The sequence below is a fragment of the Pseudogemmobacter sp. TB195 genome (assembly GCF_058313095.1).
This window is the reverse complement of record NZ_JBZEGG010000023.1, coordinates 52267-78151: the sequence shown is the minus strand read 5'-3', so window position 1 is coordinate 78151 and position 25885 is coordinate 52267. Positions and strand designations below refer to the sequence as shown.

General features: G+C 63.7%; 23 protein-coding genes. 12 read left to right on the top strand and 11 right to left on the bottom strand.

Annotation, left to right across the window (positions count from 1 at the left end):
* Nucleotides 1–161 precede the first annotated feature (161 nt).
* Nucleotides 162–2066, top strand: a complete 1905-nt coding sequence (locus AC4FS3_RS21045; protein ID WP_491022158.1) for a methyl-accepting chemotaxis protein — start codon at nt 162–164, stop codon at nt 2064–2066.
* A gap of 221 nt (nt 2067–2287) precedes the next feature.
* Here AC4FS3_RS21045 and AC4FS3_RS21040 read toward each other — a convergent pair whose 3' ends face one another.
* From AC4FS3_RS21040 to AC4FS3_RS21025, 4 genes are all read right to left on the bottom strand, one after another.
* Nucleotides 2288–3490, bottom strand: coding sequence for a winged helix-turn-helix domain-containing protein (locus AC4FS3_RS21040; RefSeq protein WP_491022157.1), 1203 nt, complete (start codon nt 3488–3490; stop codon nt 2288–2290).
* Between the two features lie 139 nt (nt 3491–3629).
* Nucleotides 3630–4988, bottom strand: coding sequence for an esterase-like activity of phytase family protein (locus AC4FS3_RS21035; protein WP_491022156.1), 1359 nt, complete (start codon nt 4986–4988; stop codon nt 3630–3632).
* Between the two features lie 112 nt (nt 4989–5100).
* Nucleotides 5101–6303, bottom strand: coding sequence for a dual-specificity RNA methyltransferase RlmN (rlmN, locus tag AC4FS3_RS21030; RefSeq protein WP_198836048.1), 1203 nt, complete (start codon nt 6301–6303; stop codon nt 5101–5103).
* Between the two features lie 149 nt (nt 6304–6452).
* Nucleotides 6453–6974, bottom strand: coding sequence for an invasion associated locus B family protein (locus tag AC4FS3_RS21025; protein WP_283176905.1), 522 nt, complete (start codon nt 6972–6974; stop codon nt 6453–6455).
* Between the two features lie 186 nt (nt 6975–7160).
* Here AC4FS3_RS21025 and AC4FS3_RS21020 point away from each other — a divergent pair, with 186 nt between their 5' ends.
* Both AC4FS3_RS21020 and AC4FS3_RS21015 read left to right on the top strand, forming a co-directional pair.
* Nucleotides 7161–8189 (top strand): asparaginase, encoded by a 1029-nt coding sequence (locus AC4FS3_RS21020; protein WP_491022155.1) that lies wholly within the window; start codon nt 7161–7163, stop codon nt 8187–8189.
* Nucleotides 8190–8314: 125 nt separating this feature from the next.
* Entirely contained in the window at nt 8315–8656 is a 342-nt protein-coding gene (locus tag AC4FS3_RS21015; RefSeq protein ID WP_249496411.1) for a DUF2794 domain-containing protein, read from the top strand.
* A 114-nt stretch (nt 8657–8770) separates the two neighbouring features.
* Here AC4FS3_RS21015 and AC4FS3_RS21010 read toward each other — a convergent pair whose 3' ends face one another.
* The 3 genes from AC4FS3_RS21010 to AC4FS3_RS21000 form a co-directional block, all read right to left on the bottom strand.
* Nucleotides 8771–9589 carry a C40 family peptidase gene (locus AC4FS3_RS21010; RefSeq protein WP_491022154.1) on the bottom strand — a complete coding sequence of 273 codons (819 nt, stop codon included), beginning with the start codon at nt 9587–9589 and terminating at the stop codon, nt 8771–8773.
* A 15-nt stretch (nt 9590–9604) separates the two neighbouring features.
* Nucleotides 9605–11011, bottom strand: a complete 1407-nt coding sequence (locus tag AC4FS3_RS21005) for a leucyl aminopeptidase family protein (RefSeq protein WP_491022153.1) — start codon at nt 11009–11011, stop codon at nt 9605–9607.
* A 156-nt stretch (nt 11012–11167) separates the two neighbouring features.
* Complete coding sequence (locus tag AC4FS3_RS21000) at nt 11168–11548, bottom strand: hypothetical protein (protein ID WP_491022152.1); 381 nt, start codon at nt 11546–11548, stop codon at nt 11168–11170.
* Nucleotides 11549–11816: 268 nt separating this feature from the next.
* Here AC4FS3_RS21000 and AC4FS3_RS20995 point away from each other — a divergent pair, with 268 nt between their 5' ends.
* Nucleotides 11817–12464: a carbonic anhydrase gene (locus AC4FS3_RS20995; RefSeq protein WP_092901157.1), complete on the top strand. Its 648-nt coding sequence runs from the start codon at nt 11817–11819 to the stop codon at nt 12462–12464.
* A 31-nt stretch (nt 12465–12495) separates the two neighbouring features.
* Here AC4FS3_RS20995 and AC4FS3_RS20990 read toward each other — a convergent pair whose 3' ends face one another.
* A complete protein-coding gene (locus AC4FS3_RS20990) occupies nt 12496–13734 on the bottom strand; it encodes an FAD-dependent monooxygenase (protein WP_491022151.1) in 1239 nt (412 codons plus the stop codon).
* A 113-nt stretch (nt 13735–13847) separates the two neighbouring features.
* Between AC4FS3_RS20990 and AC4FS3_RS20985 the strand changes: the two genes are divergently transcribed.
* The 3 genes from AC4FS3_RS20985 (at nt 13848) to AC4FS3_RS20975 (ending at nt 19844) form a co-directional block, all read left to right on the top strand.
* Nucleotides 13848–15179 (top strand): amidase, encoded by a 1332-nt coding sequence (locus AC4FS3_RS20985; RefSeq protein WP_491022150.1) that lies wholly within the window; start codon nt 13848–13850, stop codon nt 15177–15179.
* Between the two features lie 147 nt (nt 15180–15326).
* A complete protein-coding gene (locus AC4FS3_RS20980) occupies nt 15327–16505 on the top strand; it encodes an aminotransferase class I/II-fold pyridoxal phosphate-dependent enzyme (protein WP_491022149.1) in 1179 nt (392 codons plus the stop codon).
* 15 nt (nt 16506–16520) lie between these two features.
* Nucleotides 16521–19844 (top strand): DNA translocase FtsK, encoded by a 3324-nt coding sequence (locus AC4FS3_RS20975; protein WP_491022148.1) that lies wholly within the window; start codon nt 16521–16523, stop codon nt 19842–19844.
* A 96-nt stretch (nt 19845–19940) separates the two neighbouring features.
* On the opposite strand, the gene AC4FS3_RS20970 is transcribed toward AC4FS3_RS20975, so the two are convergent.
* Nucleotides 19941–20336: a winged helix-turn-helix transcriptional regulator gene (locus AC4FS3_RS20970; protein WP_491022147.1), complete on the bottom strand. Its 396-nt coding sequence runs from the start codon at nt 20334–20336 to the stop codon at nt 19941–19943.
* 99 nt (nt 20337–20435) lie between these two features.
* Between AC4FS3_RS20970 and AC4FS3_RS20965 the strand changes: the two genes are divergently transcribed.
* Nucleotides 20436–21293, top strand: coding sequence for an SDR family oxidoreductase (locus tag AC4FS3_RS20965; protein ID WP_491022146.1), 858 nt, complete (start codon nt 20436–20438; stop codon nt 21291–21293).
* A 105-nt stretch (nt 21294–21398) separates the two neighbouring features.
* The gene (locus tag AC4FS3_RS20960; protein ID WP_491022145.1) at nt 21399–21800 is read left to right on the top strand and encodes a nuclear transport factor 2 family protein; all 402 of its coding nucleotides are present in this window, start codon (nt 21399–21401) and stop codon (nt 21798–21800) included.
* A 39-nt stretch (nt 21801–21839) separates the two neighbouring features.
* On the opposite strand, the gene AC4FS3_RS20955 is transcribed toward AC4FS3_RS20960, so the two are convergent.
* Nucleotides 21840–22451 (bottom strand): class I SAM-dependent methyltransferase, encoded by a 612-nt coding sequence (locus tag AC4FS3_RS20955; protein WP_283176915.1) that lies wholly within the window; start codon nt 22449–22451, stop codon nt 21840–21842.
* 411 nt (nt 22452–22862) lie between these two features.
* On the opposite strand from AC4FS3_RS20955, the gene AC4FS3_RS20950 reads away from it, so the two are divergent.
* Nucleotides 22863–23477 (top strand): LolA family protein, encoded by a 615-nt coding sequence (locus AC4FS3_RS20950; protein ID WP_283176916.1) that lies wholly within the window; start codon nt 22863–22865, stop codon nt 23475–23477.
* Nucleotides 23478–23587: 110 nt separating this feature from the next.
* Here AC4FS3_RS20950 and AC4FS3_RS20945 read toward each other — a convergent pair whose 3' ends face one another.
* Nucleotides 23588–24172, bottom strand: coding sequence for a transglycosylase SLT domain-containing protein (locus AC4FS3_RS20945; protein WP_283176917.1), 585 nt, complete (start codon nt 24170–24172; stop codon nt 23588–23590).
* A 221-nt stretch (nt 24173–24393) separates the two neighbouring features.
* On the opposite strand from AC4FS3_RS20945, the gene hspQ reads away from it, so the two are divergent.
* Together hspQ and AC4FS3_RS20935 are read left to right on the top strand one after the other, a co-directional pair.
* Nucleotides 24394–24720 (top strand): heat shock protein HspQ, encoded by a 327-nt coding sequence (hspQ, locus tag AC4FS3_RS20940; RefSeq protein ID WP_092895227.1) that lies wholly within the window; start codon nt 24394–24396, stop codon nt 24718–24720.
* Nucleotides 24721–25254: 534 nt separating this feature from the next.
* Nucleotides 25255–25518, top strand: coding sequence for a hypothetical protein (locus AC4FS3_RS20935; RefSeq protein ID WP_491022144.1), 264 nt, complete (start codon nt 25255–25257; stop codon nt 25516–25518).
* Nucleotides 25519–25885: the final 367 nt, after the last annotated feature.

The window sequence follows — 25885 nt, the reverse complement described above, 5'->3', positions numbered from 1 at the left end:
TGAATGTGGGCGCGTGAATTCGGATCGGTCGAGGCTGACCGGGGCATGCCGGTCAGGGAATAATAGCGACAAATCGAATTACCCCCATTTCCACTAACCGAATCTATACCCGCTTGTCCGATTCTGCCGGGGCAACATGTCTGACCCCGGGGGTTTATCTAATGAATCGGCTGCGTTCACTCGGCCTCGTCACCAAGCTGACCGGCCTTTCGCTTGTCATGTTCCTGCTTGTGGGGGGGCTCGGCGTCTGGCTCGCCAGTCACAAAGTTTCGCAGGTGGTTGAGGAAAGACTGCAGACGCTGATCCTGATGGCCACGCGTATGACCGCCGAGATCACGCAGGACACTTTCGCGGGGCTCAGCTATCAGATTGATGCAAGCGGCAACGTGACCGACGCCGTCTGGGACGGGATCCCGACTTTCAGCAACCACACTATGGTGGATGAGGCGAAAAAGACCGCCGGCACGCATTTCTCGATCCTCCGCTGGGATGACGCGCGCGGCGATTTTTTCCGGGTGACCACCAGCATCTTTGACGAGGCCGGGCGCCGCTGGGTGGACTCTCCGCTGGGCCTCGATCACCCGGCCAGGCCCTATATCCTGCGGGGCGAGCGCTATATGGGCCCGGCGGTGCTTTTCGGCGAAACCTATTCGGTCAACCTGATCCCGATCCGTGATCTGAGCGGAGCGGTTATCGGGATCCTGTGTAATTTTGTGCCCGAGACCGTCTTGCGCGGAGATCTGCGTTCGGCCGAGATCCAGGGGATCATCGGGGTTGGCATCGCCTCGCTGATCGGTGCCCTTATATTGTTCCTGGCCAATCGGGGGCTGCTGCGACCGCTTGGATCGCTTTCGCAGGTGCTGGAGCGGATCCGCAGCGGTGACGCCACGGTCGAGGTGCCCGCGCTGAACCGTCAGGATGAGATCGGCACCTTTGCCCGCGGCTTTGAAGACTGGCGCCGGTCGGTGGTTGAGACCGAAGCGATGAGCGAAGAATCGACCCGTCGGGAGGCCGAGCAGAGCCGGGTCGTGCGGGACCTGTCGGATTCGCTGGCGCGGCTGTCCGGGCTGGATCTGACGGCGGCGATCTCGAACCCGGCAGAGGATCCTTTCCCGGTCCGTTACGAAGAGTTGCGACAGAATTTCAATGGTGTGGTCGATATGCTGGCCGAAACCATGGTGATGATCCGACAGATCGCCGGCTCGATCGACAGCGGTGCGGCAGAATTCAATACGATCTCGCAGGATATGTCGAACCGTACAGAAACTCAGGCGGCGACGCTGGAAGAGACCGCCGCCGCGCTGGACGAGCTTACGGCAAGCGTGCAGTCGACTGCTGAGAATGCCGCCAATGCCGATACGCAAATGGCTGAAAACGGGCGTCAGGCCGAGGAAAGCGGCCAGGTTGTTCACCGCGCCATCACCGCAATGGAGCAGATCGAACAAAGCTCGCGCCAGATCACCCGCATCACCGATGTGATTGACGATATCGCGTTCCAGACCAATCTTCTGGCACTCAATGCCGGGGTCGAGGCCGCAAGGGCGGGTGAGGCAGGCAAAGGTTTCGCCGTTGTTGCGTCCGAAGTCAGGTCGCTGGCGCAACGGGCTTCCGAATCGGCGCGCGAGATCAAGCGGCTGATCAGCCAGTCGACCGAGCAGGTTGAGGCGGGTTCTGCCCTCGTGCATGAAACAGGATCTGCGCTGAACCGGATGATTGAACGCATCCATTCGGTGACCACGCTGATCGCGGATATCGCGGCTTCGGCGCGGGAACAGTCGCTTGGGCTTTCGGAAATCAATACCGGGGTGAAACAGCTGGACGAAGTCACGCAGCGCAATGCGGCGGTGGTGGTGCAGAGCACAACCTCTTCCGACGCTTTGCATAATGATGCGCAGAAACTGAGTGAAACGCTGCAGCGCTTTGTGGTGCCCGCAGCCAGGGAGGCAGCGAAACGGGCGCCGGAGATCCGTCTGCCCACCCCGGCACGCACGCCCGAAGGGTTCCAGCCGATCCCGATCGCCCGTACCGGCACCCATGACGGCGCGCAGCAATGGGAAGACTTCTGATCAGATGTGGCCCCCGGTCAGTTCCCGGGGGGATGCCACAACATCTGCTCATGGGGATCCCGGGGGGCAGGCGGAGCGGCATCTGCCCTGCGGCGGCTGACTGTCCGTGACCGGGATCAGGTCGTCGGACAGTCGTTGCCCCAAGCGACACCCGTCGCAGAGAGACCCGGTAAAGCGACCTGCCATCGGAGAAGGATCGCTTGCCGGATCGGGAGGGACAGTCAGCGCGCGGAGCGATCCCAGCCCGGCAGCCATTCTATCGTCGTGCAGCCGGCAAACCGCGCGAGCCGTTCCATTTCGGCCTGAAGTCTTGCCTGCCGCCCGCTTCCGGCCCGGATCCCGGTCTCAGGCCAGAACCCTGCGACCCGCAGGCACCCGCCGGAGCGATGGGCCTTCACATCCATCCGGCCGATGATCCGGTCACCCTCGAGGACCGGAAAGACGTAATAGCCATATTGCCGCTTTTCTTCCGGGACATAGATTTCAATGCGGTAGAAAAAGCCAAAGAGGAACTCTGCGCGTTTGCGATCCCGCAGGGCAGGGTCAAAGGGCGACAGGATCCTGATCCGGCCCGGAGGTTCGGGCGGACTTTCGTTCAGGGTGTCTGGCCAGAGAAAGACGTCGCGACTTTGCCCCTGCCAACCCTCGATCTTCGCCCTCGCGACCTCGCCCCGGCGAAGTGCCGCCTCGCACCAGCCCTGTGCCTCTGCCGGGCTGATGGCCTTCCAATAGGCGGCAAGTTCGCCGCTGGTCGCAAAGCCAAGCCTGTCCAGCGCTGAACGGCAGGCCCAGTCCACCGTTTCTTCCCGGTGGGGCCTGTGATGATGGAGCGCGGCAGGTATGACCCGTTCCGCAAGATCATAGACTTTGCGAAAGGCATCGCGACGGGCAATCGCCAATGCGCCGGACTGCCAGAGATATTCGAGGGCCGCCTTGGACGGATGCCAGTCCCACCAGCCGCCCTTTTCGCGCGGCGTGTCTTTGGTGAAATCCGAAGAACTGACGGGCCCGTGGTCCGAGACATGTTGCAAGATGCGGTCGAATTCGGCTTCGAAACCGGGTTTTTGCCAGCCGGTCCAGCGCTTTACCAATGTCCGCCGATTCTCGTCGAAACGGTGATGCCAATGCGGGAAGATCGAGACCGGCAGGATCGAGGCGTCATGGGTCCAGTGTTCCCACAAAAGCCGGTCACGCTCGATCAGGGGCTTCATCCCGTCCGGCCGGTAACTTTGCCGCCGCGCGTAAAGGATCATGTCATGCGCCCGCCCGACCGTGGCGATGCTGTCGATCTGGACAAAGCCGATGCGGTCGATCAGGGCCGCAAGGGCGGCGCCGGTGGCCGGGCCGGTTGGCGCCTCGGCAAGCGCATGTCGGTCGAGAAAAATCCGGCGGGCGGTCTGATTGGAAATCACGGGCTGCGACATGTGACAGGCGTAGCAGGCCGCAGCCAGAGGTCAAGCGGCGCGCATGGGACAAGGCCGGGCAGGGGCCCGGCCTTTAGAAAGAATATATGGCGAAAGGCGCCCGGCCCCGGGGGGTGCACGCCCCGGGGCCGAAACGGCTTCAGCGTGCGGCAAGCAGTTCCGGCACCGAGAGCAGGATGAACTCGTTATCCGCCGCGCGACCGATCTCGCGCCCGCCCGAGAAGGGCAGGTTATTGTCATTGGCGACCAGGATATGGGTCTCATCCACCCGCGCCACATCCTCGATGGTGAAGAAGGGGAAGGTGAAAGGCCCCTCTGCCGGTTTCAGACCAGCCAGCGCCTTGCCATCCGGATCCTGGATATCCATCAGGTCGATATGGCCGATGCGTTTGATGAACCCATCAGCGTCAGTCGCGGCAGTGTCGACCAGCACGATATTCTTCACCCGCGCCGGCTGCGGGTAGCAGCCTGCCATATCAGTGGCACCCTCGGCACAGGCCAGCGCGGCGTCGCCCTCGCCATTGTCGCGCTCGATCACCAAAGCGCGGGTCTCGTCGATAAAGTTGAAATCGCCGATCGCCTTCGCGCCCTCTGCCAGGCGGAATTTGAAACTGTCGCCGGTCCAGTCGGCTTTGGCCGTGTCAAAGGTGAAGACGCGCAGGAAATCGCCCTCGATCTCGCCGCCTTCGATCAGCAACGGTTTTTCCAGCATGCCCCACAGCAGATTGCTGCCGGGCTGCAGCCCCATACCTTCATAGCCGCCCGAGCGCTGGACGCGGTAATCGGTGCCGGGAACCGCAGGAACCACGGTGCCGGGCGTGTCGGGGCCGGTCAGCGCCACGCCGTCCATCATGGTCTGATGTACCGATTTCACCACGCCATCGAGGCCGACGCGCAGTATGAAGGGGCCGAATTCCTCACCGATCCAGATCTCGTCATTCAGGTACTGGATCGATTCCGGGTCGAAATCCGCGCCGGTCAGATAGCGGCCTTCAGTGCCCTCATTCGCGATGCGGAAGGGGACGACGTGGCCGGGATCCTTCAGGAACACCGTCTCCAGCCGTTCGACCTTGCCAGAGGTGAAATCGGGCGCCAGGCGGTGGAACATCAGCATCGCATCGGGGGAATTCAGCCTGGAACCGAACCCGTTATCGGTCAGCGTGAACCAGCTGCCATCTTCCGCGCGGTTCATCGCAAAGCCCGACAAGCCCTGCACAGGCTGGCCGATAAAGGGCAGCGAAATGCCGGTCGGATGCGCGCCGTAGGCCTTGCCGACATCCCCCATCACGCTCATCGGCGCCTCATTGCGGGTCTTGCCGGTGAACTTCCCCGAGACCCAGAGGTCACGCGGCGCGTCGGCCGGTGGGGTCACCATGGTAAAGGCCGGCAGGAAAGCATGGCCGGCCAGTCTGACCGGAAATTTCTCTTCCGCCATGGCGGGCAGGGCGATGAGGCCGGTCAGGGCAGTGGTCAAAGCAAGGGTGAGGCCGGGGCGCATGGGCGAACTCCTGTCGTCGCGTTTCATGGCGGGACAGGTAGCGGCGCTTTCTGACAGTCAGGTCTCAGCCCTGCGACATTACGGTTGCAATATCGCAGAGAGTGCGGATTTCTCAGGCGCCTGCGGTTTCCGCCGCGATCTGCGCGCGGGATTTGCGCGCGCGTTCGGTCGCCGATTTCAGCTGACCACAGGCCGCCATGATATCCTCACCACGCGGGGTGCGGATCGGCGAGGCGTAACCGGCCTTATAGATGATATCGGCGAAAGCCTCGATCCGCTCCCAGTCCGAGCGCTCATAGGGCGAGCCGGGCCATTCATTGAACGGGATCAGGTTGATCTTGGCGGGGATGCCCTGGATCAGTTTCACCAGACGGCGCGCATCAGCGTCAGAGTCGTTCACGCCCTTGAGCATCACATATTCAAAGGTGATGCGTTCCGAATTCGACAGGCGCGGATAGTCGCGCAGCGCGCCCAGGAGCGTCGCGAGGTTCCATTTCTTGTTGATCGGCACCAGCTTGTCACGCACCTCATCCGTGGTGGCGTGGAAGCTGATCGCCAGCTGGCAGCCGATTTCCTCGGCGCAGCGCGCAATCTCGGGCACCACGCCCGAGGTTGAAAGCGTGATGCGGCGGCGCCCCAAAGCGATACCTTCATCGTCCCGCACGATCAGCATCGCGTCACGGACGGCGTCGAAGTTGTAGAGCGGCTCGCCCATGCCCATCAGGACGATATTCGACAAAAGGCGCTCGCCGGTCGAGCCCTGGCCCGGTTCCGGCCATTCGCCCAGGTCGTCGCGCGCCAGCATGACCTGGCCGACGATTTCGCCCGCCGTCAGGTTGCGCACCAGTTTCTGCGTGCCGGTATGGCAGAAGGAACAGGTCAGTGTGCAGCCGACCTGGCTCGACACGCAAAGCGTGCCGCGGCCTTCCTCGGGGATATAGACCGCCTCGACCTCATGGCCACCGGCGATGCGCAGAAGGTATTTGCGGGTGCCATCGGCCGAGACCTGGCGCGTCACGATCTCGGGCAGTGCGATCTCGAATTTCGCAGACAGCAGCGCGCGGTAGTCTTTGGCGAGATTGGTCATCAGTGCGAAATCGCGCACGCCCCAATAGTAAACCCATTGCCAGACCTGGCCGACCCGCATCTTCGCCTGTTTCTCGGGCGTGCCGGCAGCGATCAGCGCGTCTTTCAGCTGGGCGCGGGTCAGGCCGACGAGATTGACCTTGTCCGTCTCCGGCAGTTTGCGCGGAATCGTCATCACATCTTGTGTGATCGGGGCATCAACCGCGCGGGCGGGGGTGAGGTCGTTCATCTGGCAGATCCTTCAGGATAGAGCCTTGCTACAGGCGATCTGGCTATTGTCAGGCTGCGCTATACGCGATTGGCCCCAAATATGAAAGCGGCGAAAATGAAAGCGCCCCGCCGGGGGGCGGAGCGCGGAATATTTGCCGGTGATGCGGCTTATTTGCAGCGCGCCGCCGCGTCATCCATCGCGGCCGAGAAACCGCGCAGGCTGAATTTGTCGCGGGTCTGGGTGCCACGGCCCGAACGCGCCGAGACCACCGCATCGGCACCGCCACGCAGCGCGCGGATCAGGGTGGCATCGTCTTCGGCTGAACCCGACCAGGCCCATTCGCCATCCGAGAACAGATTAAAGGTCGAACTGCCGACGGCGACCGTCACGGTCGAGCCGCTGGCAAAGGGGTAGCCACCGGTGAATGACACTTGCGGCGCGACGCCCGGACGGTAGGTCACGAAAAGCAGAACGTCACCACGCCGCACTGAAACCGGCTGGCCATCCTTGGTATTGACGGATTCCCGCGGTTTCGAGACGCCCCAGCATTCTTTCGGATTGCCGTCCACAAAGACGTTCCAGTCCGTCATTGATGTGACGAGATTGGTCGATTCCTGAGCCGATGCCGCGAAGGGGGCGGCCAGGATGATTGCGCAGACGCCAATGGCGCGACGAAGGGCGATAGTCATATGTCTGACGCAGCCTCCAAGCTGTCTCTTGCCTCTGTTTACGCCTTGCCTCAGTCTTGCGGCCGTTCTGATAGGGGCCATTCTGATCTGGCAGGCGCTTTCTGAACCCGATATTGCAGAAATACTTAAAAATGGCAGGGGGTAAAAGCCCTCTGCGCAGAAAATCGCACATCTGTGAGGGACGGAATGGCGCGGAAAACAGGAAGTGACGGTCGCAGGGTCGATAGCGGAGCCGCTCCGCTGGCGGAACTCTGGCGCGGTGGCGTGTTGGAAAGCACCCATCTGGGGCATGCGGTGATCTGCGATGCCAAGGGGATCATTGAGGCCTGGGGGAACCCGTCGGCGGTGATTTTTCCCCGCTCGTCGTGCAAGATGATCCAGGCGCTGCCTTTGATCGAGACCGGCGCGGCAGCGGATCGCAGGCTGGGGAGCGGGCATCTGGCACTTGCCTGCGCGAGCCATGAGGGCGCGCATCTGCATGTGTCAAAAACCGGGCGCTGGCTGGCGGATCTGGATCTTACCGAGCCGGATCTGCGCTGTGGCGCACATGAGCCCGCCGACCGCGAGGAGCGCAACCGGCTGATCCGCGAGGGAGAGGCGCCCTGCCAACTGCACAATAACTGTTCGGGTAAACATTGTGGTTTCCTGACCGTGGTGCAGCATCAGGGCTGGGGGCCCGACTATCACGAGATCGACCATCCTTTGCAGCGTGCGATCCGCGAGGCGACCTCTGAGGTTGCGGGCGAGGAGATCTCGGGCTGGGGGATTGATGGCTGCTCGGCGCCGAATTTCGCGCTGAGCCTGGAAGGGCTTGGCCGCGCGATGGCCGGTTTTGCCAATGCAAAACCGGGGCAGGGCGCCAGGGCCGAAGCGATGGTTGCACTGCGCGAGGCGATGATGGCGCATCCGGAACTGGTCGCGGGCGAAGGCCGCGCCTGTACCGGGCTGATGCGGGCCGCGCGCGGCCGCGCTGCGGTGAAGACCGGCGCCGAAGGGGTGTTTATCGGCATCCTGCCGGAACGGGGCATCGGCATCGCGATTAAGGCCGTCGACGGCAATCACCGCGCCTCTGAAGCCGCGATTGCGGCGCTTCTGGTGCGGCTGGGCGTGGTCGAGGCAGGCGATCCGCAGGTGTCGCGCTGGCTTAACCCGGTGCAAAAGAACTGGCGTGGGCTGGTGACCGGTGAGGTTCGGGCCGCCGCCGGATTGGCCTGACCCCGGCGTGAGGGGGCACGTCCTGAGATGCGGCCTGCGAAAGGGCCGTGACCCGGAGTGTAACGAAGCTGTGTCGCGCAGCGCTTGATTTGTGGCAAAGCGGCGGGCAGACTGGTTGCATGAACATGGAAGCGCCCCTTCCCTTTCCGGCGGGTGGTAAAGAGCCGGAGATCGTCGCGTTCCAGCGGCAGGAGCTCTCTGTAATCCTGCGGCTTTACGGGATGATGGTGGCCGCCGGCGAATGGCGGGATTACGGCATTTCGCATGGGCGGGAGGCGGCGGTTTTCTCGGTCTTCCGTCGCAGCGCCGAGACCCCGCTTTACCGCATCGAAAAGCGCCCGAAGCTGCGGCTGAAGCAGGGGATCTATGCCGTTCTCGGCGAGGGCGGCCAGGTGCTGCGGCGCGGACATGAGTTGGAGCAGGTGCTCAGAGTGCTGGAGCGCAAGCTGATCCGGCCCGTCGGCTGAGGGCTGAGAGGAACGATTTCAGCCTGGCTGCCGGATGGATGCCGGCCCCGCAGGACCCTGGCATGTTATTGACGGGATAAATTGCCGCCGCGCAATGTTCCGACGGATCTGCCGTCAGGGGCGGCGGCGGGTGATGAGATCGCCCCCGTAATGGGACCGAATTCTGGCAATGGCGGCCGCGAGGTCTTCATAGGCCACCGACATCGTATAGCCATTGGCGTGGATCAGCCGGGTCGGGCTGGTCATCAGCGCGACATGGCCTTTCCAGAACAACAGGTCTCCGCGGTGCAGGGGGGCGCTGTCGGGGATGGCCTGGCCGATGTTCTGTTGCAGATCGCTGTCGCCTGGGCAGGCGAGGCCGGCGGCATGGAAGGCAAGTTGTACAAGGCCCGAACAATCGACCCCGGCGGCGGAGTTCCCACCCCAGAGATAGGGGGCATCAAGAAGGGATTGTGCGACCGTGACCGGATCCCGCGCCGCCTGGTCCAGCGCCGCAAGATGGGATTTCGGGATAAAGCCATCAGGGGTTTCCGCCCAGGAGCCGGTTTCGCCGGTGACCATGACGCGGGCGTTCAGCCAAAGGGGCATCAGCGGCGGAGCCTGGACGCGGGGTTCCGGATAAAGATGGGTGGCCGGGCTTTGCACGCGATGCGAGGCCGCGCGGGGCGGGGCGAGGCTGGTTGCCGCCACCCAGCCACAATAGCCGTCTTTCGCGGCCATCACGAAGACACGGCCCTCCCGCCGGTCGATCACCGTGACCTCGTCGCCAAAGATCAGCTGCCGGTCGATCGCCCCTGTCGGTGCGGCCAGCAGCGGCGCCAGTGGGGTTCCGATCCGCGCAGGCTCCCCCTCGGTCAGGGGGACATCAGCGATGCGCCCCCTCAGCGAGATATGGCCGATCCGGCCGGAAAACGGGGTCAGCCGGCGGTCCATGTCAGTGGTCCATCCTTATAGCCCCAGGATTTCGGGCAAGGCGTTCAGGATCGCCCGCGCCCCCTGGCCCGCACCGCCTTTGGGCCGCGCCGGCGCGTCGGAGGGCGTATGGCCGTAAATGTCGAAATGCATATAGCGCGGGTGATCGGCAAAACGGCGCAGGAAAAGTGCCGCCGTGATCGCCCCTGCAAAGCCGAAGCCAGGCGCATTGTCGAGATCAGCGATCCCGGGTTCGATCACCGGCTCATAAGCCTCGTGAAAGGGCAGCCGCCAGACCGGGTCGAAGCCGGATTTTGCCCCGCGTTCCAGAGCTGCGGCCATCGCATCATCCTGCGCCCAATAGGGGGCGAGGTCGGGGCCGACCGCAATCCGCGCGGCGCCGGTCAGCGTCGCCATAGTGATCAGCGCATCCGTCTCTTCCTCGGTCGCAAAGGCCAGCGCATCGGCGAGCACGAGGCGGCCTTCGGCATCGGTGTCATTGATCTCGACCGTCAGCCCCTTGCGGCTGGTCACGATGTCTTTCGGCTTTTGGGCATTGCCCGCGATCACGTTTTCCACCGCCGGCACCAGCAGCCGCAGCCGGATCGGCAGGTTCAGCGCCATGATCATCTTTGCAAGGCCCATGGTGGTGGCAGCACCCCCCATGTCCTTTTTCATCAGGAGCATGCCGTTTGGCGGTTTGATATCGAGGCCGCCCGTGTCGAAACAGACGCCCTTGCCGACCAGGGTGAGGCGCGGGCCCGTGCTGCCCCAGCGAAGGTCAAGCAGGCGCGGCGCGCGCGGGCTTGCCTGGCCAACCGCATGAATAAGCGGAAAATTCTGCGTGATCAGATCATCACCCCGGATCACCTGTGTGGTGGCGCCATGTTCGGCCGCGAGCGCGAGGAAGGCGCTTTCCAGCTCGTCTGGGCCCATATCGCGAGCGGGGGTGTTGATCAGATCACGGGTGAGGAATTCGCCCGCCGCCATCGCCTCGATCTGCCGCGCATTGACGCCGGCGGGCACAACGAGTTGCGCAGGCTGCGCCGGGGGGTTGCCGGGGCGGTAGCGGTCGAACCGGTAGGAGGCCAGGAGCCAGCCAAGCGCCGCCTCGGAGGCGAGATCGGCGGCGAGTTCGGTCGCGAAATGCCAGGTGGTGCCATCGGGCAGCGCGCTTGCGGCTTTGGCCAGCACAAAGCGCTGCCGGGCCCGGGCGCGGTCTGTGCCCAGCCCCGCCACCGCGCCCTGGATGCCATCGCCCCCCGGGAGGAGGCGCAGCTCGCCCGCCGCCGCCTCAAAGCCGCTGGCCCGCAGCCAGGGCGCGAATTCGGCGCCTTTTCCGGCCAGAAATTCCGGCAGGCCGGCAGGGGTGACGATATAGAGCGGCAGCGACTCCCCGCCTGGTTCGAGGAAACGGGGCTCTGTTCTGGTCTGCTCTGCCATGATCGGGTCCGGTTCTATGTCGCCGCCAGGCCGGGGCCTGGTGCGCGCGGTCAGTGATTGCGCGAGACTGGCCTGGCGGGCTTCCGGCTGCAAGGGGCGCTCGCGAGAGGGGAACACACAGGTGATCCCGAGACCTTTCCCGGCCCGCAGCAGTGGCTACAGCGATCCATCGGCGAATTCCGGATCCGGGTTGAGCGAGCGCCGCGCGATCCGCAGGATCCGGGCCCAGACCGCAGCGAAAGCCGTGCCATCGCCGCGTTGCAGGCACAGGCGTGCATCCGAGGCTGCGCGTTCCAGGCTCTGCATGCCGAGGTTATCCGCCATGGCGCGGAGCTTTTGCAGCTGCCGGTCCGCGCTCTGCAATTCGTGATCGCGGATCTGACTGGCCAGACCCGCCAGCACCTGCGCCAGCTCTCCCAAAGCGCGGCTTACGACCTGATCGGCCGCGGCCGTGCCGAGGCTGCGATAGATCGATGCGATGACTTCGCCATCCTGCAAAATCCGCTCCTGCGGATGCAGTATTTGTATGGTCCCCATTGCCTTACCCCGTGGCCCCACCAGGCCAAACCCCCAAAACCACCACCAGAGCGATCGCAGCCCGGCCTGCCTGGCGGCATTGAGCGCCGCAGGACGGGCCGGAAACGCGCGCCGCCCTGGCGGAAATTTCCCATTACCCACACAGATCTTTGCAGCGATTTGCTTTCGACTTCGCTAAACCTGCAGGGCTCGCATCGGTTTTGTGGCGATTTTGCCCCTCGCAATTTCTGCAAATGCGAAGTACTCAGAGCAACCAAGGAGCAAGCCCATGATCCAGGCCCGCATTCTTCCGCAATACCTTGTCCAGCGCTTTCACGGCTGGCGTGCGACCAGCTATCAGAACAACCGGGCGTGGTATCGCCGCCTTGCGGAAAGCGGTCAGCACCCGCGCGCCATGGTGATTTCCTGCTGCGACAGCCGCGTCCATGTCACCTCGATTTTCGGCGCGGATGAGGGTGAGTTCTTCATTCACCGCAATATCGCGGGCCTCGTGCCACCCTATACGCCGGACGGCAAGAATCACGGCACTTCGGCGGCGGTGGAATATGCGGTGACCGCGCTGAAGGTCGCGCATATCCTGGTGGTCGGCCATTCGAATTGCGGTGGCGTCAAGGGCTGCCATGACATGTGCACCGGCCATGCGCCTGAGCTGGAAGAAAAGACCAGTTTCGTCGGCCGCTGGATGGATATTCTGCGCCCTGGCTTCGAGAAAGTCGCCCATCTGCCCGAGGATGTCATCCTGCCCGCGCTTGAGAAAGAGGCGGTGCTGGTCAGCCTTGAAAACCTGATGACCTTCCCCTTCGTGAAAAACGCGGTCGAGAATGACATGCTGACGCTGCACGGCATGTGGAACAATACCGGCGAGGGAGAACTGGAACAGTTTGATCCCGAGAAAGGCGTTTTCGTTCCCGTCTGAGCCGCTTCAGGCGGGTCGCTCAGACGGCCCCTCAGACGGGGCGGCCTGTCAGCAGTTTCGGAAGCTCGCCGCTCAACCCCGCCGCCTGGCGGATGAAACGGCGCCTGAGGCCAGGCGCTGCATTGACCGCACCCAGACCCAAATCGCGGCCCAGCCGCAGGATCGGATTGTCGTTCGAGAACAGCCGCGTCACCGCATCCATGCCAAGCGCCAGCAGCGTCGAATCAAACCGGCGCCAGCGCTGGTATTCCTCAAGCGCGACACCGCCGCCAATGTCTTCGCCACGGCGCTGGGCCATGATCAGCACCTCGGCCAGGGCCGCCACATCGCGCAGGCCAAGGTTCAGCCCCTGGCCCGCCACGGGGTGGACGCCATGCGCGGCGTCGCCAACCAGGGCCACGCGGTCCGCCATGAAATGCTCGGCCAGCGACAGGGAAAGCGGATAGGTGAACCGTGCCCCTGCCAGGCTGATCTCGCCAAGGAAATCGCCGAAACGGGGCTTCAGCGCGGTCAGGAAATCCGCGTCATCCAGCGCGGCGATCCGGGCGGCAAGCCTGCTCTCCTCACTCCAGACAATCGAGGAATGATGACCGCCCGCAAGCGGCAGGATCGCCAGCGGCCCGCCCGGCATGAAGAATTGCTGCGCGCAGCCCTGGTGATGCATCTCATGGCGCACCGCCGTTACCAGCGCGGTCTGACCGTAGCCTGCGCCCAGCCGGCGGATGCCCGCCCGCGCCGCCACGCCCGAGCCGCGCCCGTCACAGCCCACGAGCAGCCGCGCCGCCAGCGTCTCGCCTGACCCAAGCGTCACGCCCACCCCGGCCGCGCCCGGCGCCTGACCGCTGACCGTCTCGCCCGAGATCAGCGTGACCCCCGGCGTCTCGCGCATCGCGTCAAGAAAGGCCGCATAGAGGAAGCGGTCCTCAAGCATAAAGCCCATCGGGCCTTCTTCGATCTCATCCGCGTCGAAATTCAGGAAAAACGGCGCGGGGCCTTCGCCTTGTCGCCCGTCGCTGGCTTTGATGCGGTGGATTGGCTGCGATTTATCAGCCACCTGATCCCAGATCCCGATGGCACTCAGGAGCCGTTTCGAGGCGATGGAGAGCGCATAGGCGCGACCGTCAAACCCGACCTCGGCGCGTGCCGGTGCCGGGCGCTGATCGACCACCGTGACCGACAGCCCGCCTTGCGCCAAAGCCAGCGCCAGCGCCGGCCCGTTCAGCCCGCCGCCCGCAATCAGCACATCGCTGTGTTGGTTCCGCTTTGTCATAGGGCATGGCTAGACCCGGCGTGGCGGTTTGTCCATGCGCGGGATTGTCGCCCGCGCGACATGTCGCTAGCGTCGGCGCGAATGGTGGCGAGACTGGCGGAGAGACAGGCGACATGAGCGGCATCTGGTTCAATATGACGGCGGCGGATCTCGGGCGCAGCATCGGCGAAGGCCGCATCCACCCGGTCGAACTGGCCGAGGCTTTCCTGGATCAGATCGCGAACCACCCGCTGTCTAAGCGCATCTATGCCCGCGCGACCGAGGCGCGGGCCCGGTCCGAGGCCACAGGTGCCGCCGACCGCGCGCGGACCGGATTTCGCAAGGGACCGCTTGACGGGGTGCCGGTCAGCTGGAAGGACAATTTCGACAGCGCCGGCACAGCGACCGAAGCCGGATCGGCGCTGCTGCGTGGCCGTGTGCCGGAGCGTGATGCGGAAACCCTTGAAATGGCAACGCTTTCCGGGCTGGTCTGTCTGGGCAAGACCCATATGTCGGAACTGGCTTTTTCCGGGCTGGGGCTGAACCCGGTCACCGCGACACCGCCCTGCCTGAATGACGAACGCGCCGTGCCGGGGGGCTCTTCTTCGGGGGCGGCGGCCTCGGTGGCTTTCGGGCTGGCGCCGGCGGCGATCGGTTCGGATACCGGCGGATCGGTGCGGATCCCGGCGGCCTGGAATGATCTGACGGGGCTGAAAACCAGCCCGGGGCGGCTCTCGGGTCGGGGCGTGGTGCCTTTATGCGAGCGGTTCGACACGGTCGGCCCGCTGGCCCATTCCGTCGAGGATTGCGCGCTGCTGCTTGCCGCGCTGGAAGGGCGGCGCGCCCCGGATCTGACCGGCAGCGCGGTCGCTGGTATGCGCTTTGCGGTGCTGGAGACGGTGGCGCTGGACGATCTGCGCGAGGCGCCCGCCAAAGGCTTCCAGGATGCCTGCGCGTCGCTGACCCGGGCGCGGGCCCGGGTCGAGCGGGTGGACCTGCCCGAGCTGAAAGAGGCGATGGCGCTTTCGGGGATATTGTTCACCGGCGAGGCCTGGGGGATCTGGCGCGAGACCATCGAAGCCGCGCCCGGCAAGATGTATGCGCCGATCCTGGAACGTTTCCGGTCGGGTGCGGCCATCACGGCGGCAGAATATGTCGCGGCCTGGCGGCGGCTGGAGGAGATCCGCGCGCTCTGGCGCGACCGGATGGCGGGCTATGACGCGATCCTGACGCCCACCGCGCCGATCCTGCCGCCCGATGCGGAACGGCTGCAATCTGACCGCGCTTATTACATCGGCGAGAACCTGCTTGCGCTGCGCAACACAAGGATCGGCAATCTGATGGGGCTTGCCGCGCTGACGCTTCCGACCTCGCAACCCTCTTGCGGCATTCAGTTTCTTGGCACCGCCATGGGCGAGGACCGGCTTCTCAGGGTAGGGTCGGCGGCAGAGCGCGCATTGGGCTGAACCGACCCGGCAGTTTCAGGGGCATAAAAGCCACAATCTATGCCCTTAACCCCCTGGGGATGGTTGATAAATTCTGGACCGCCGCAGGATAGGGCGTTATGCTGACCGTCAAACGGGGCGATCAACGACCCTGGGCAGAGGCAGTCTATGGCATTCCCTGAGCGGTTTTCGAACCTGCCGGATTACGCGTTTCCGCGCCTGCGGAAACTTCTCGATGCGCACGCTCCGGGCGGCGAACCGATTGCCATGTCCATCGGCGAGCCGAAGCATCCGATGCCCGATTTCGTCGCCGGGATCCTTGCGGCGAATGTCGGGGGATTTGCGGTCTATCCGCCGAATGACGGAACGCCTGGGCTGCTCGATGCGATTTCCGGCTGGATCCTGCGCCGCTACGGCGTTGAAATTACTGAAAACCGGCTGATGGCGCTGAACGGCACGCGCGAAGGGCTGTTCAACGCGGCCCTGGCGCTGGCGCCCGAAATGAAGCACGGCAAGCGCCCCGTGGTGTTGATGCCGAACCCGTTCTACCAGGTTTATGCCGTGGCCGCGCTGGCCGCGGGCGCCGAGCCGGTCTATGTGCCCGCCACCGCCGCTACGGGCTTTCTGCCTGATTATGCGGCACTTCCGGCCGAGGTTCTAGACCGCGCCGTTCTGGCCTGGATCTGTTCGCCCGCCAATCCGCAGGGCGCTGTGGCACCGCGTGACTATCTCGCGGATCTGCTCGACCTGGCCGAGAAACACGATTTCCGCCTCTTCGCCGATGAATGCTATTCCGAGATCTGGCGCGAGGCTCCGCCCCCGGGTCTCCTGGATGTGGCCGGTCAGAAGGGCGCCGATCCCGAGAAATACGCGGTCTTCCATTCGCTTTCCAAACGCTCGAACATGCCCGGGCTGCGCTCGGGTTTTGTCGCGACCGGGCCGGAGTCGATGGCGCGGATCCGCCGGTTGCGGTCTTTCGCCGGGGCGCCTTTGCCTCTGCCCTTGCAGATGGTGGCCGAGGCCTGCTGGCGCGACGAGGCGCATGTCGCTGCGAGCCTTGCGCTTTACCAGAATAAATACCGCATGGCCGCCGAGGTCTTCGCTGGCCATCAGGGCTTCCGGCTGCCTGATGGTGGCATGTTCCTGTGGCTGCCCGTGCAGGACGGCGAGGCGGCGACGCTGAAGCTCTGGCAACAGACCGGGGTGCGGGTGCTGCCCGGGGAATATCTCTCGCGCGATGTCGCGGGCGAGAACCCGGGCAAGGGCTATGTAAGAGTGGCGCTTGTTGCGCCCGAAGAAGAAACGCGGCGCGGGCTGGTTCAGCTTCGTGACTGCCTGTTCGGTTGAGGGGACGGCTAAAGCATGGCGAGCTTTCAGATGAGACAGCGAGACCCCCTTCTCGATCAGGGCACCCAGGCAATGCTGGAGCGTCGTGGCCGCGAGCTGATCGGCATCGCGCTGGTCGTGACCGCTTTTCTGGTCATGCTGATGCTGTCGAGCTATTCGCCTGAGGATCCGGGCTGGATGGTTTCCACCCAGGAGCCGGCCCGCAATATTCTGGGACGTTTCGGGGCGGCTGTGGCGTCGACCCTGACGATCCTGATCGGGCAGGGCGCCTGGTCGATCCCGCTGATCCTTGGCCTTTGGGGCGGGCGCTTTATCCTGCATTGCGGCGCGGATCGGGTGATCGGCCGCATCGTCTTTGCGGTGGGCGGTGTGGCACTGGCCTCGGCCTGGGCCTCTACCCTGACCGTGCCGGCCGGCTGGCCGCATTCCTTTGGATATGGCGGGCTTTTCGGCGATACCGTGGTCGGCGCCCTGGTCGGCATCGTGCCCGGCTCGATTGAGTTTTCGCTGCGTGTGGTGTCTTTTCTCAGCTTTTTCGGCCTGATCGCGGCGCTTTTGTTCGTGACCGGTTTCAGCCGGGCCGAGCTGGTGACGATCCGCCTCGTGCTGATGCATGGCTCGGTCATGCTCTATTCGATGCTGATGCAGCTGATGGGCAAGGGGGCCTCGGGCGCGCTTGACCGGGCGCGCCATGTGGCGGGCGATATGATGGAACGCCGCCGGATGGCAAAAGAGGCGCCGGTAGCGCCGCGGCACGAGCCGCGCCACGAACCCCGGCACGAGCCGCGCCAGGCCGCACAAAGTTCGGCCTACGGTGCGCCGCAGCCGATGCAGAGCCGCAATTCCGTGGTGCGCCGCGCCGATGTTGCCCGTGCTGATATCCCCCGTGCGGAACCTGCGATGATCGCCGATCCGGAACCGGCGCCGCTGGCGGCGGGTGCGGCCTGGAACGCGCCTGCGACCCTGCGCGCGGATCAGCGTTATTCCGCGCCTGTTGCACCGGTCCAGGAAATGCCGAAGGAAAAGCTGGGCTTCCTTGCCCGGATGCGCCGCGTCGTCGATCCCGAGCCTGAACTTGTCGAACCGCATCCCCCAGCCGAGCAATATGACATCGCCGCCCCTGGCGATGACCGTATCCGCGCGCGGATTTCCGATGCGATCCGGGCGCGCGCCCGTGGCGCTGCCGGGGTTGCTGCGGCTGTCCCTGCCGGGCCGCAGATGACCCCGTTGCAGGCCGCGATTGCCGCGCGCCGTGCTGAGCCGCCGATGCTGCGCCCGCGTCGTCCGGCGCCGCTGATCGCCGACACGCGCCCGCGTGTCCTGCAAAACATGTCCGAGCCGCCGCTCACCGCCTCTCAGGCGCTGGCTCAGGCGGGTGAGATGGAAGAGACCGATGCTCTGGCCTGGGATGAGGCGGTTGCAAACGGCTACGACTATTCCGACGAATATCGCGCATATGGCCAGGACGAATTCAGCGATGATGAGGCCTGGAGCAATGAGGTCCGGAGCAGCGAAGCCCTCGGTGACGAGCCCTGGCAGGAAGAGGCGCGTGTTGTCGCGCCTGTTGTTCCCAATGCCGGCCGTGTCGAGCCGCCGCTGATGGCGCGCCGCGCTGCCGAACCTGTGGTCTATGAGCCCGCGGAAGATGACTGGCAGCCCGATGAGGATTATGAGCCCGATTACGACCCGGCCCCGGTTGCCGCGCCGCGCCTTGCGCCGGTGCTGGATCGCCGCCCGATCGTGCAGGCGCCGGTGAAAAAAGCCGTGGTGCAGTCAAGCCGTGCCCAGGCCGAGGCGCAGCCCTCGCTGCGGTTCGACGAGACACATCAGGATTTCGAACTGCCGCCGCTGGCCTTGCTGTCGGCACCCTCGGGCACTTCCGGCCAGCAGCTTTCCGATGAGGCGCTGGAAGAAAACGCACGGATGCTGGAATCGGTGCTGGATGATTACGGCGTCAAGGGCGAGATCGTCTCGGTCCGCCCGGGCCCGGTTGTGACGATGTATGAGCTCGAACCCGCGCCGGGCCTGAAGGCCAGCCGTGTGATCGGTCTGGCCGATGATATTGCGCGCTCGATGTCGGCTTTGTCGGCACGGGTTTCCACAGTGCCGGGCCGCTCGGTCATCGGGATCGAGCTTCCGAATGCCTACCGCGAAAAGGTTTTCCTGCGCGAGATCTTCGCCAGCCGCGAATTCGGCGACGGGCAGCAACGCCTGCCGCTGGCTTTGGGCAAAGACATTGGCGGCGCACCGATTGTGGCAAACCTTGCCAAGATGCCCCACCTCCTGATCGCCGGGACTACGGGTTCGGGGAAATCGGTCGCGATCAACACGATGATCCTGTCGCTCTTGTACAAGCTGACGCCGGATGAATGCCGGCTGATCATGATCGACCCGAAGATGCTGGAACTCTCGGTTTATGACGGCATCCCGCATCTGCTCAGCCCCGTTGTGACCGACCCGAAAAAGGCAGTCGTTGCGCTGAAATGGGTCGTGGGTGAGATGGAAGAGCGCTATCGCCGCATGTCGAAAATGGGCGTGCGCAATATCGAGGGCTATAATGGCCGCGTCCGTGAGGCGCTGGCCAAGGGCGAGATGTTCAAGCGCACCATTCAGACCGGCTTTGACGATGAGACCGGCGATCCGGTCTTCGAGACCGATGAATTCGCGCCGCAGCCCTTCCCCTATATCGTGGTCGTGGTCGACGAGATGGCCGATCTGATGATGGTCGCGGGCAAAGAGATCGAGGCCTGCATCCAGCGCCTGGCGCAGATGGCGCGGGCATCCGGCATCCACCTGATCATGGCGACGCAGCGCCCATCCGTTGACGTTATCACCGGCACGATCAAGGCGAACTTCCCGACCCGGATCTCGTTCCAGGTGACGTCGAAAATCGACAGCCGCACGATCCTTGGTGAGATGGGGGCCGAGCAGTTGCTGGGCCAGGGCGACATGCTCTATATGGGCAATGGCCAGCGCATCTCGCGGATCCACGGGCCTTTCGTCTCGGATGAGGAAGTCGAGGAAATCGTCAACCACCTCAAGAGCTTTGGCCCGCCGTCTTATATGTCGGGCGTGGTGGAAGGCCCGGATGAGGACAGCGCGTCTGACATCGACCAGGTGCTGGGCCTTGGCGGCAATACCGATGGCGAGGATGCGCTTTACGACCAGGCGGTGGCGATTGTTGCGCGGGATCGCAAATGCTCGACCTCTTACATTCAGCGCAAACTGGGCATCGGCTATAATAAGGCGGCGCGACTGGTCGAGCAGATGGAAGAGAACAGCGTCGTGACGCCCGCAAACCATGTCGGCAAACGCGAGATCCTGATCCCCGAAACGTGAGCCTCGGCCCGGTCAGACCAAAACGCCGCGCAATCCCGCGCGGCGTTTTCATTTTCCCCACCCGCTCGACTGTATCAGAATAAAACGTGCGGGGTGTTACACCCCGTGGTCAGAGGCTGGCGTGCTGGCCGACAGCGCCCGGTGTTCCTTGCCCCAGTCTGCCAGCATGAACACCACCTTTTCGAGCGCCTTGCCCGAGGGTGTCAGCTCATATCTGCCGCCCCTGCCTGGTTGCGCCGGATCTGGCCGCGTGATCGCGCCATTGACTTCAAGTTCGCGCAGCTCGCGCGCAAGCATCCGGGGCGAGATCGTCGCCAGAAGCCTCTCGATATCGGCGAACCCTTTGGGGCCGCTCAGCAATGTGCAGATGATCGCCAGTTTCCACTTGCCGCTCACCACATTCAGGGCGTCGCGGATCGCCATCACAAAGGCCTTCTTGCAGAGCTCGTGATCTTCCGGCTCCAGCTCCATCTGGTGGATCATCCTGTTCATCCCGTGGCTCCTCACATGCGCCGCACAGCACTATACAAGTTGATAGTTCTTTGACCTTTTGCGGCCCCTATACCGGCGGGGCAGCAAAGGGAGTGTGTCATGATCCTGATCGGTGGTTCAACCGGCCAGCTGGGTAAAGAAGCTGTGGCCCAGCTGTTGCGCCGCAAGGCGAAGGGGCAGTTTGCTGTTCTGGCGCGAGATCCGCAGAAGGCAAAAATCTACGCCGATCAGGGCATAGAGGTGCGCCTGGGGGATTTCGATGCGCCCGATAGCCTCGGTCCGGCCTTTGCCGGGATCAGTCGCTTTCTGTTCATTTCGACCATGTCGCAGGATCGTGGCGCGCAGCAAAGCCGTGTCGTCGAGGCGGCAAGGGCCGCTGGGATCCGCCACATCGTCTATACCGGTCTTGCGATCCGCGACATCGCGACCTCGGCTGTGCGCGACCTGATGGCCAGCCATTTCGAGACCGAGGACCGGATCTGCGCCTCGGGGATGCAATGGACCTTTCTGCGCAACGGCATGTATGCCGAGGCGATTGCGCAGATCGCCGGGCCAAAGGCGCTGACCGATGGGATTTCGCTGCCGGGCGGCACGGGCCGGGTGCCCTATGCTTTGCGCGCCGAGATGGGCGAGGCGGCGGCGAACCTTCTGCTGAGCGAGGGGCATGAGGGCAAGACCTATACTATCACCGGCAGCGATGCCTGGACCTATGCGGATATTGCAGCGGGCCTGTCGCGGCTGACCGGCCATGCAATCGGGTATCAGGACATCCCGGAAGAGGCGCTGGCTGCGGGGATGCGCGCCGCCGGCATTCCCGAATTCGTGATTTGGCTGACGCTGGGCACGATCAGGGATATCCGCGACGGCCAGTATAACATCGCTTCGCGCGATCTTGAGATCCTTTTGGGACGGGCGCCGAAATCGCTGGATCAGATGCTTGCATCGGTCTTTGCCTGACGCCCGCCCCGACCAGTCAGTGCCGTAACGAGTGACCAGTTTTCCGGATCGGGGGCCTGCTCCCGATCCACCCCCCGTTTCCAGTTTGACAGGACAGAGGATGCCATGACCCAGACCACTGCACGCGCCGTCGTTGACCGGATGTTCACCGCCTTCAACGCCAAAGACCTGGACGGCGCCCTTGCCACCGTGTCGCAGGAGACGCTCTGGATCCATCACGGATCGCAGAAAATGCCCTCGGTCCGGTTCGAGGGAAAAGGCGGTGCTGCGAAATTCTTCGGCACCAGCTTTGCCGCGATGAAGATCGATTATTTCCGCCCGCTGACCTTTATCGAACAGGGCGACCAGGTCGTGGTTCTTGGCGAGGAAAGCTATGTCATGGATAGGATCGAGGGCAAATTGTCCAATAAATGGGTGCAGGTTTACACCGTCACCGATGGGCTGATCAGCAGGATGGAAGAATTCGCCACTTCGGCGGATCCGGCCGCTTACCTGGTCGTGAGCTGACGGCCCGGGCGGCCCCCCTTCTCCCCCGGGGGGGCTGCCTCATACCCGCTCCAGCACCAGCCAGGTCATGACCCCCATAGGCGGCAGCGGGCGGCGTTCCACCATGCGCAGGCGCGGGTCGCCCAGCACCCGGGCAATCGGGAAATCGGCCTGCCAGCCCAGATGATGCTGCAGCGGCTGGATCAGGCGTTCGGCGACTTTCAGCGCGCCTTTTTCGGCGGCGAAATGATTGGTGATCAGCACATGCGCGCCGGGACGGCAGACGCGCGCGATCTCTGACAAAGCGCGTTCGGGATCTGGCACGACCGAGAGCACATGCATCGCCGACACTGTGTCGAAACACGCATCCGGGAAGTCGAGCGCCTGGGCATCCATCTGCCGCAGCGTGACATTTTTAAGCCCGCGCTCTGCGACCTTGCTTTCGGCGCGGGCGAGCATTTCGGCGGAGAAATCAATGCCGGTGATTTTGACCCCCGGCCCGTAAAGCGGCAAGGCGAGGCCGGTGCCGACCCCCACCTCCAGCACGTCGCCGCCACGCGCTGTGGCATGGGCGGCGGCGCGGTTGCGGCCTTCATGCAGCAATTTCCCAAAGACGGAATCATAGACCGGCGCCCAGCGTTTATAGGAGGAGGTGACGGCGGCGGCTTTCATGCGGAGGACTCCTGGTTGGTCATGCCCGGTTTGTTATATGCGCTGACCGGTGCGATCTGTTGCGGCAAGCCCGATGCTGCCCCATCATCCGCGCCGGCCTGACGCCCGGTTTTCAGTCGCGATTTCTGTCAGAGACCTGAGCAAGGTCAAGTCTGGTTCTGCACTAGATGTCGCATCAGGGCAGAGGATCGCCGGTTCTGGCAAAGCATTGCCTGACCGGAGGTCGCGCGGTAAGTCCGGCAAGATCCGGTTTCCGCCCTGTAACTGACACATGGCCGCAAGGCAGGGTTGCATTTTGCATCCGGAAAAGGGCGCGCCGCTCAGACCACCCCGCTCACAGCTCCGGCACAAAGCCGCGAGTATTGTTGCAGAGGGATTTCCGCAGGCGGGGCGGGCGGTTATACTGTTGTTATGGATCGTCGCACCGCGCTTCTCGCCCCGCTCGCCCTTGCTCTGCCTGTCGTGATGGCCGGCCGGCCCGCCCTTGCGGACAAGATCTCCCTCAACACGCTGTCGAAATACCTGAACGACCTGTCCACGGTTGAGACGGATTTCACCCAGATCAACGGCGACGGTTCCGTCTCGACGGGCAAGCTGTTTATTCGTCGCCCCGGTCGCGTGCGTTTTCAATATGCGCCGCCCGACAGGTCGCTGGTGCTCGCCAGCGGCGGCAATGTCGCGATCTTTGACGGCAAATCGAACTCCGCGCCCGAGCAATACCCGCTGCGCCGCACGCCGCTGAACCTGATCCTCGCGCAGAATATTGATCTGGGAAAGGCGCGGACCGTGATCGGCCATAAGGAGGACGGAACCTCGACCAGGGTGACCGCCCAGGATCCGGAACATCCGGAATATGGCACGATCGAGCTGGTCTTTACCGGCAGCCCAACCGAACTGCGGCAATGGGTGATTACCGATGATCTCGGGCAGCAGACCACCGTGATCCTTGGCGAGATGAAGAAGGGCGGCAGGCTTGGTGACAGCCTCTTCTCGATCCCGGTCGAAATGAGCAAGCGCAAGGGCTGATCCGCCCGCCCCGCTGAGCTGTCGGTTACAGAATGGAAAAAGGCGGGCAATGGCCCGCCTTTTCGCGTTTTTGCCATGCGCCGGTCAGCTGTCCGACCCGGACACCGGGATCAGCGGCGGCAATCCGCCAGCTGGGAACGATACATTTCCGCACGATTGCCAACCTTTCTGGCCACTTCAACCAGCCAGGGCTTGGCCAGATAGCTTTGCCGGGAAAAGCCGGCGCGGCCCTCGTGATAGGCCAGATACTGGTTCTCGGCATCGGTTTTGGGAATGCCAAGCCGGCGGGCAGAGCCGTCCATATACCAGCCCATGAAATCGGTCGCGTCGCGGATATCGTCGCGTTTGCGCCGCCCGCCCTGGTCCTTGAGATATTCCTCCCAGGTGCCGTTGAGCGCCTGGCTGTAGCCATAGGCCGTGCTTTGCCGCCCCATCGGAATCACCCCGAGCGCCCAGCGATGCGGCGTCTGCGCATTGCCGATGAACTTCGATTCCTGGTGGATCGAGGCCATCTGCACATGGACGGGGATGCCCCATTTCCGTTCGGTAGCCTGCATCGCCCGCATATATTGCGGCCGCTCGCGGATGATCGCGCAAGCATTGTCGAGTTCGCGTGGCGCCGTAAAGCTCGCTTTTCCGCCCCCGCAGGAGGCAAGCAACAAAAGCAACAGCGCCGCACGGAGAAACCTGCTCATTTGCCCCTCGTGCATCTTGTTTTTTGCGACTATAGCGCAAGCCGCAACCGGTGGAAACCGGTTGGCAGGGGCCTCTGTTCAGTTCTGCGCGAGCAAAAGTCGTGCGGGTTTAAGGCGAACTGTGAGGATACATTCCACAGACTGTTTCCCTTTGATTCGGTCTCACTGGTGGACAAGGGCGCGCTCCCGGCGTTAGGAATTTTTTTGGGGGACTGTGACTGATGCTCAAGACGCACGCCAAATATCATATCGGACAGGTGCTGATGCACCGCAAACACACCTTCCGCGGTGTGGTTTTCGACGTGGATGCGATGTTCTCCAATACCGATGAATGGTATGAGAATATTCCCGAGGAAAGCCGGCCTGATAAGGACCAGCCGTTCTACCATCTTCTCGCCGAGAATGATCAGAGCTATTACGTCGCCTATGTCTCGGAACAGAACCTGATTCCGGATGATACCGGCGAGCCGGTGGGCCATCCTGATCTCTGCGATCTGTTTGGCGATTTCGAGGACGGGCGCTATCCGCTGCAGTTCCAGCTGAACTGAGGCGGATCAGAGCAGTCAGGGCCAGCCGTCTGTGAAGGCCAGCCGGGCTGTTCCTCAGAAATCGGACCGTTACAGAACCGGTGATCTGAGGATTTCTGGCCTTCAGGGGCGGGGAAATCAGAACAAGAATAAGAGCAGCTACGGTGGAGCGGCTCCTGGGCGCCGGAGGCTGTAATGCGCGTATGTGCAGTGTCGGATATGCCGTTCATCCGGGGCTGATCCATCCGGGGACGAAAGCCACCCGCCCTGGGCTGTCTCACCGAACCCGAAACCGACCTGCTGGCGCAATTGCTGGCCCAAATCAGCCGAAAATCAGTCAAGGGAACCGGCGGAAGCCCCGCCCTTGAAAGTGTCCTTCGCCTGTCTCTGATGGATTCGGTTTTCACCATTCATCCCGATCTGGCCAGAGGTCCTCGACATGATGGCTGAAGGCGGATTGCATCGGGCATGGGCTGTTTCACATCCGGAGGCGCGGGATTTGCCCTGGTCACCAGGCCATCCGATTCGGATTCAGGGCGAGCTGCGCTGGATCGGGTGCCAAAGCCGTCGCCGCTGCGCGACCTTGGGGCCGGTCACCGTGACCGGTCTGAAATCCTGTTGGCCGAGGTGCTGAACACTATCGTCGAACAGGCGAATTGCGGCGGCGAAGGCGGGATCAGACTGCTTTTGCAGATGGAGAGCGGCCGGCTTTGTCTTGTGGTCGAGGATGAGCGGGAGGCGATGCCCGGTGGCGACTTACCCGCAGGCACTCTGCCCGATGCGGCAAGCCTGCCGGACGGGGCTTCGGCTGGTTCTTGATTCGCGCCATCATCAGCGACGTTGCTTATGCCAGGCGGGGCAGAACCAACCGACTGGATATCACCAGGACCTGCGAACAATAGGGATTTTGCCGGGGCATTGTTTTAGCCTGGGTTAAAATGACGCGGTTTGGCCGCAATTTCCCCCTAAAACTGCCAGGTCCTGCACCCATAGATTGAGGTGTAGCTGCATAAGGCTTCACCCTGGTGCCGGGATCAACAGCCCCCACCCAGTTCCGGCACCGGGGTTCAATCTTCTCATGCGGCTCACCACACCCTCTGTTCCTCCGCCGTCGCCGCTTGCCTCCCCCCGCAATTCGGCCTTTTCAGCGGATTGGCTTTGCCGCAGCCCTCCCCTAAATTCGGCT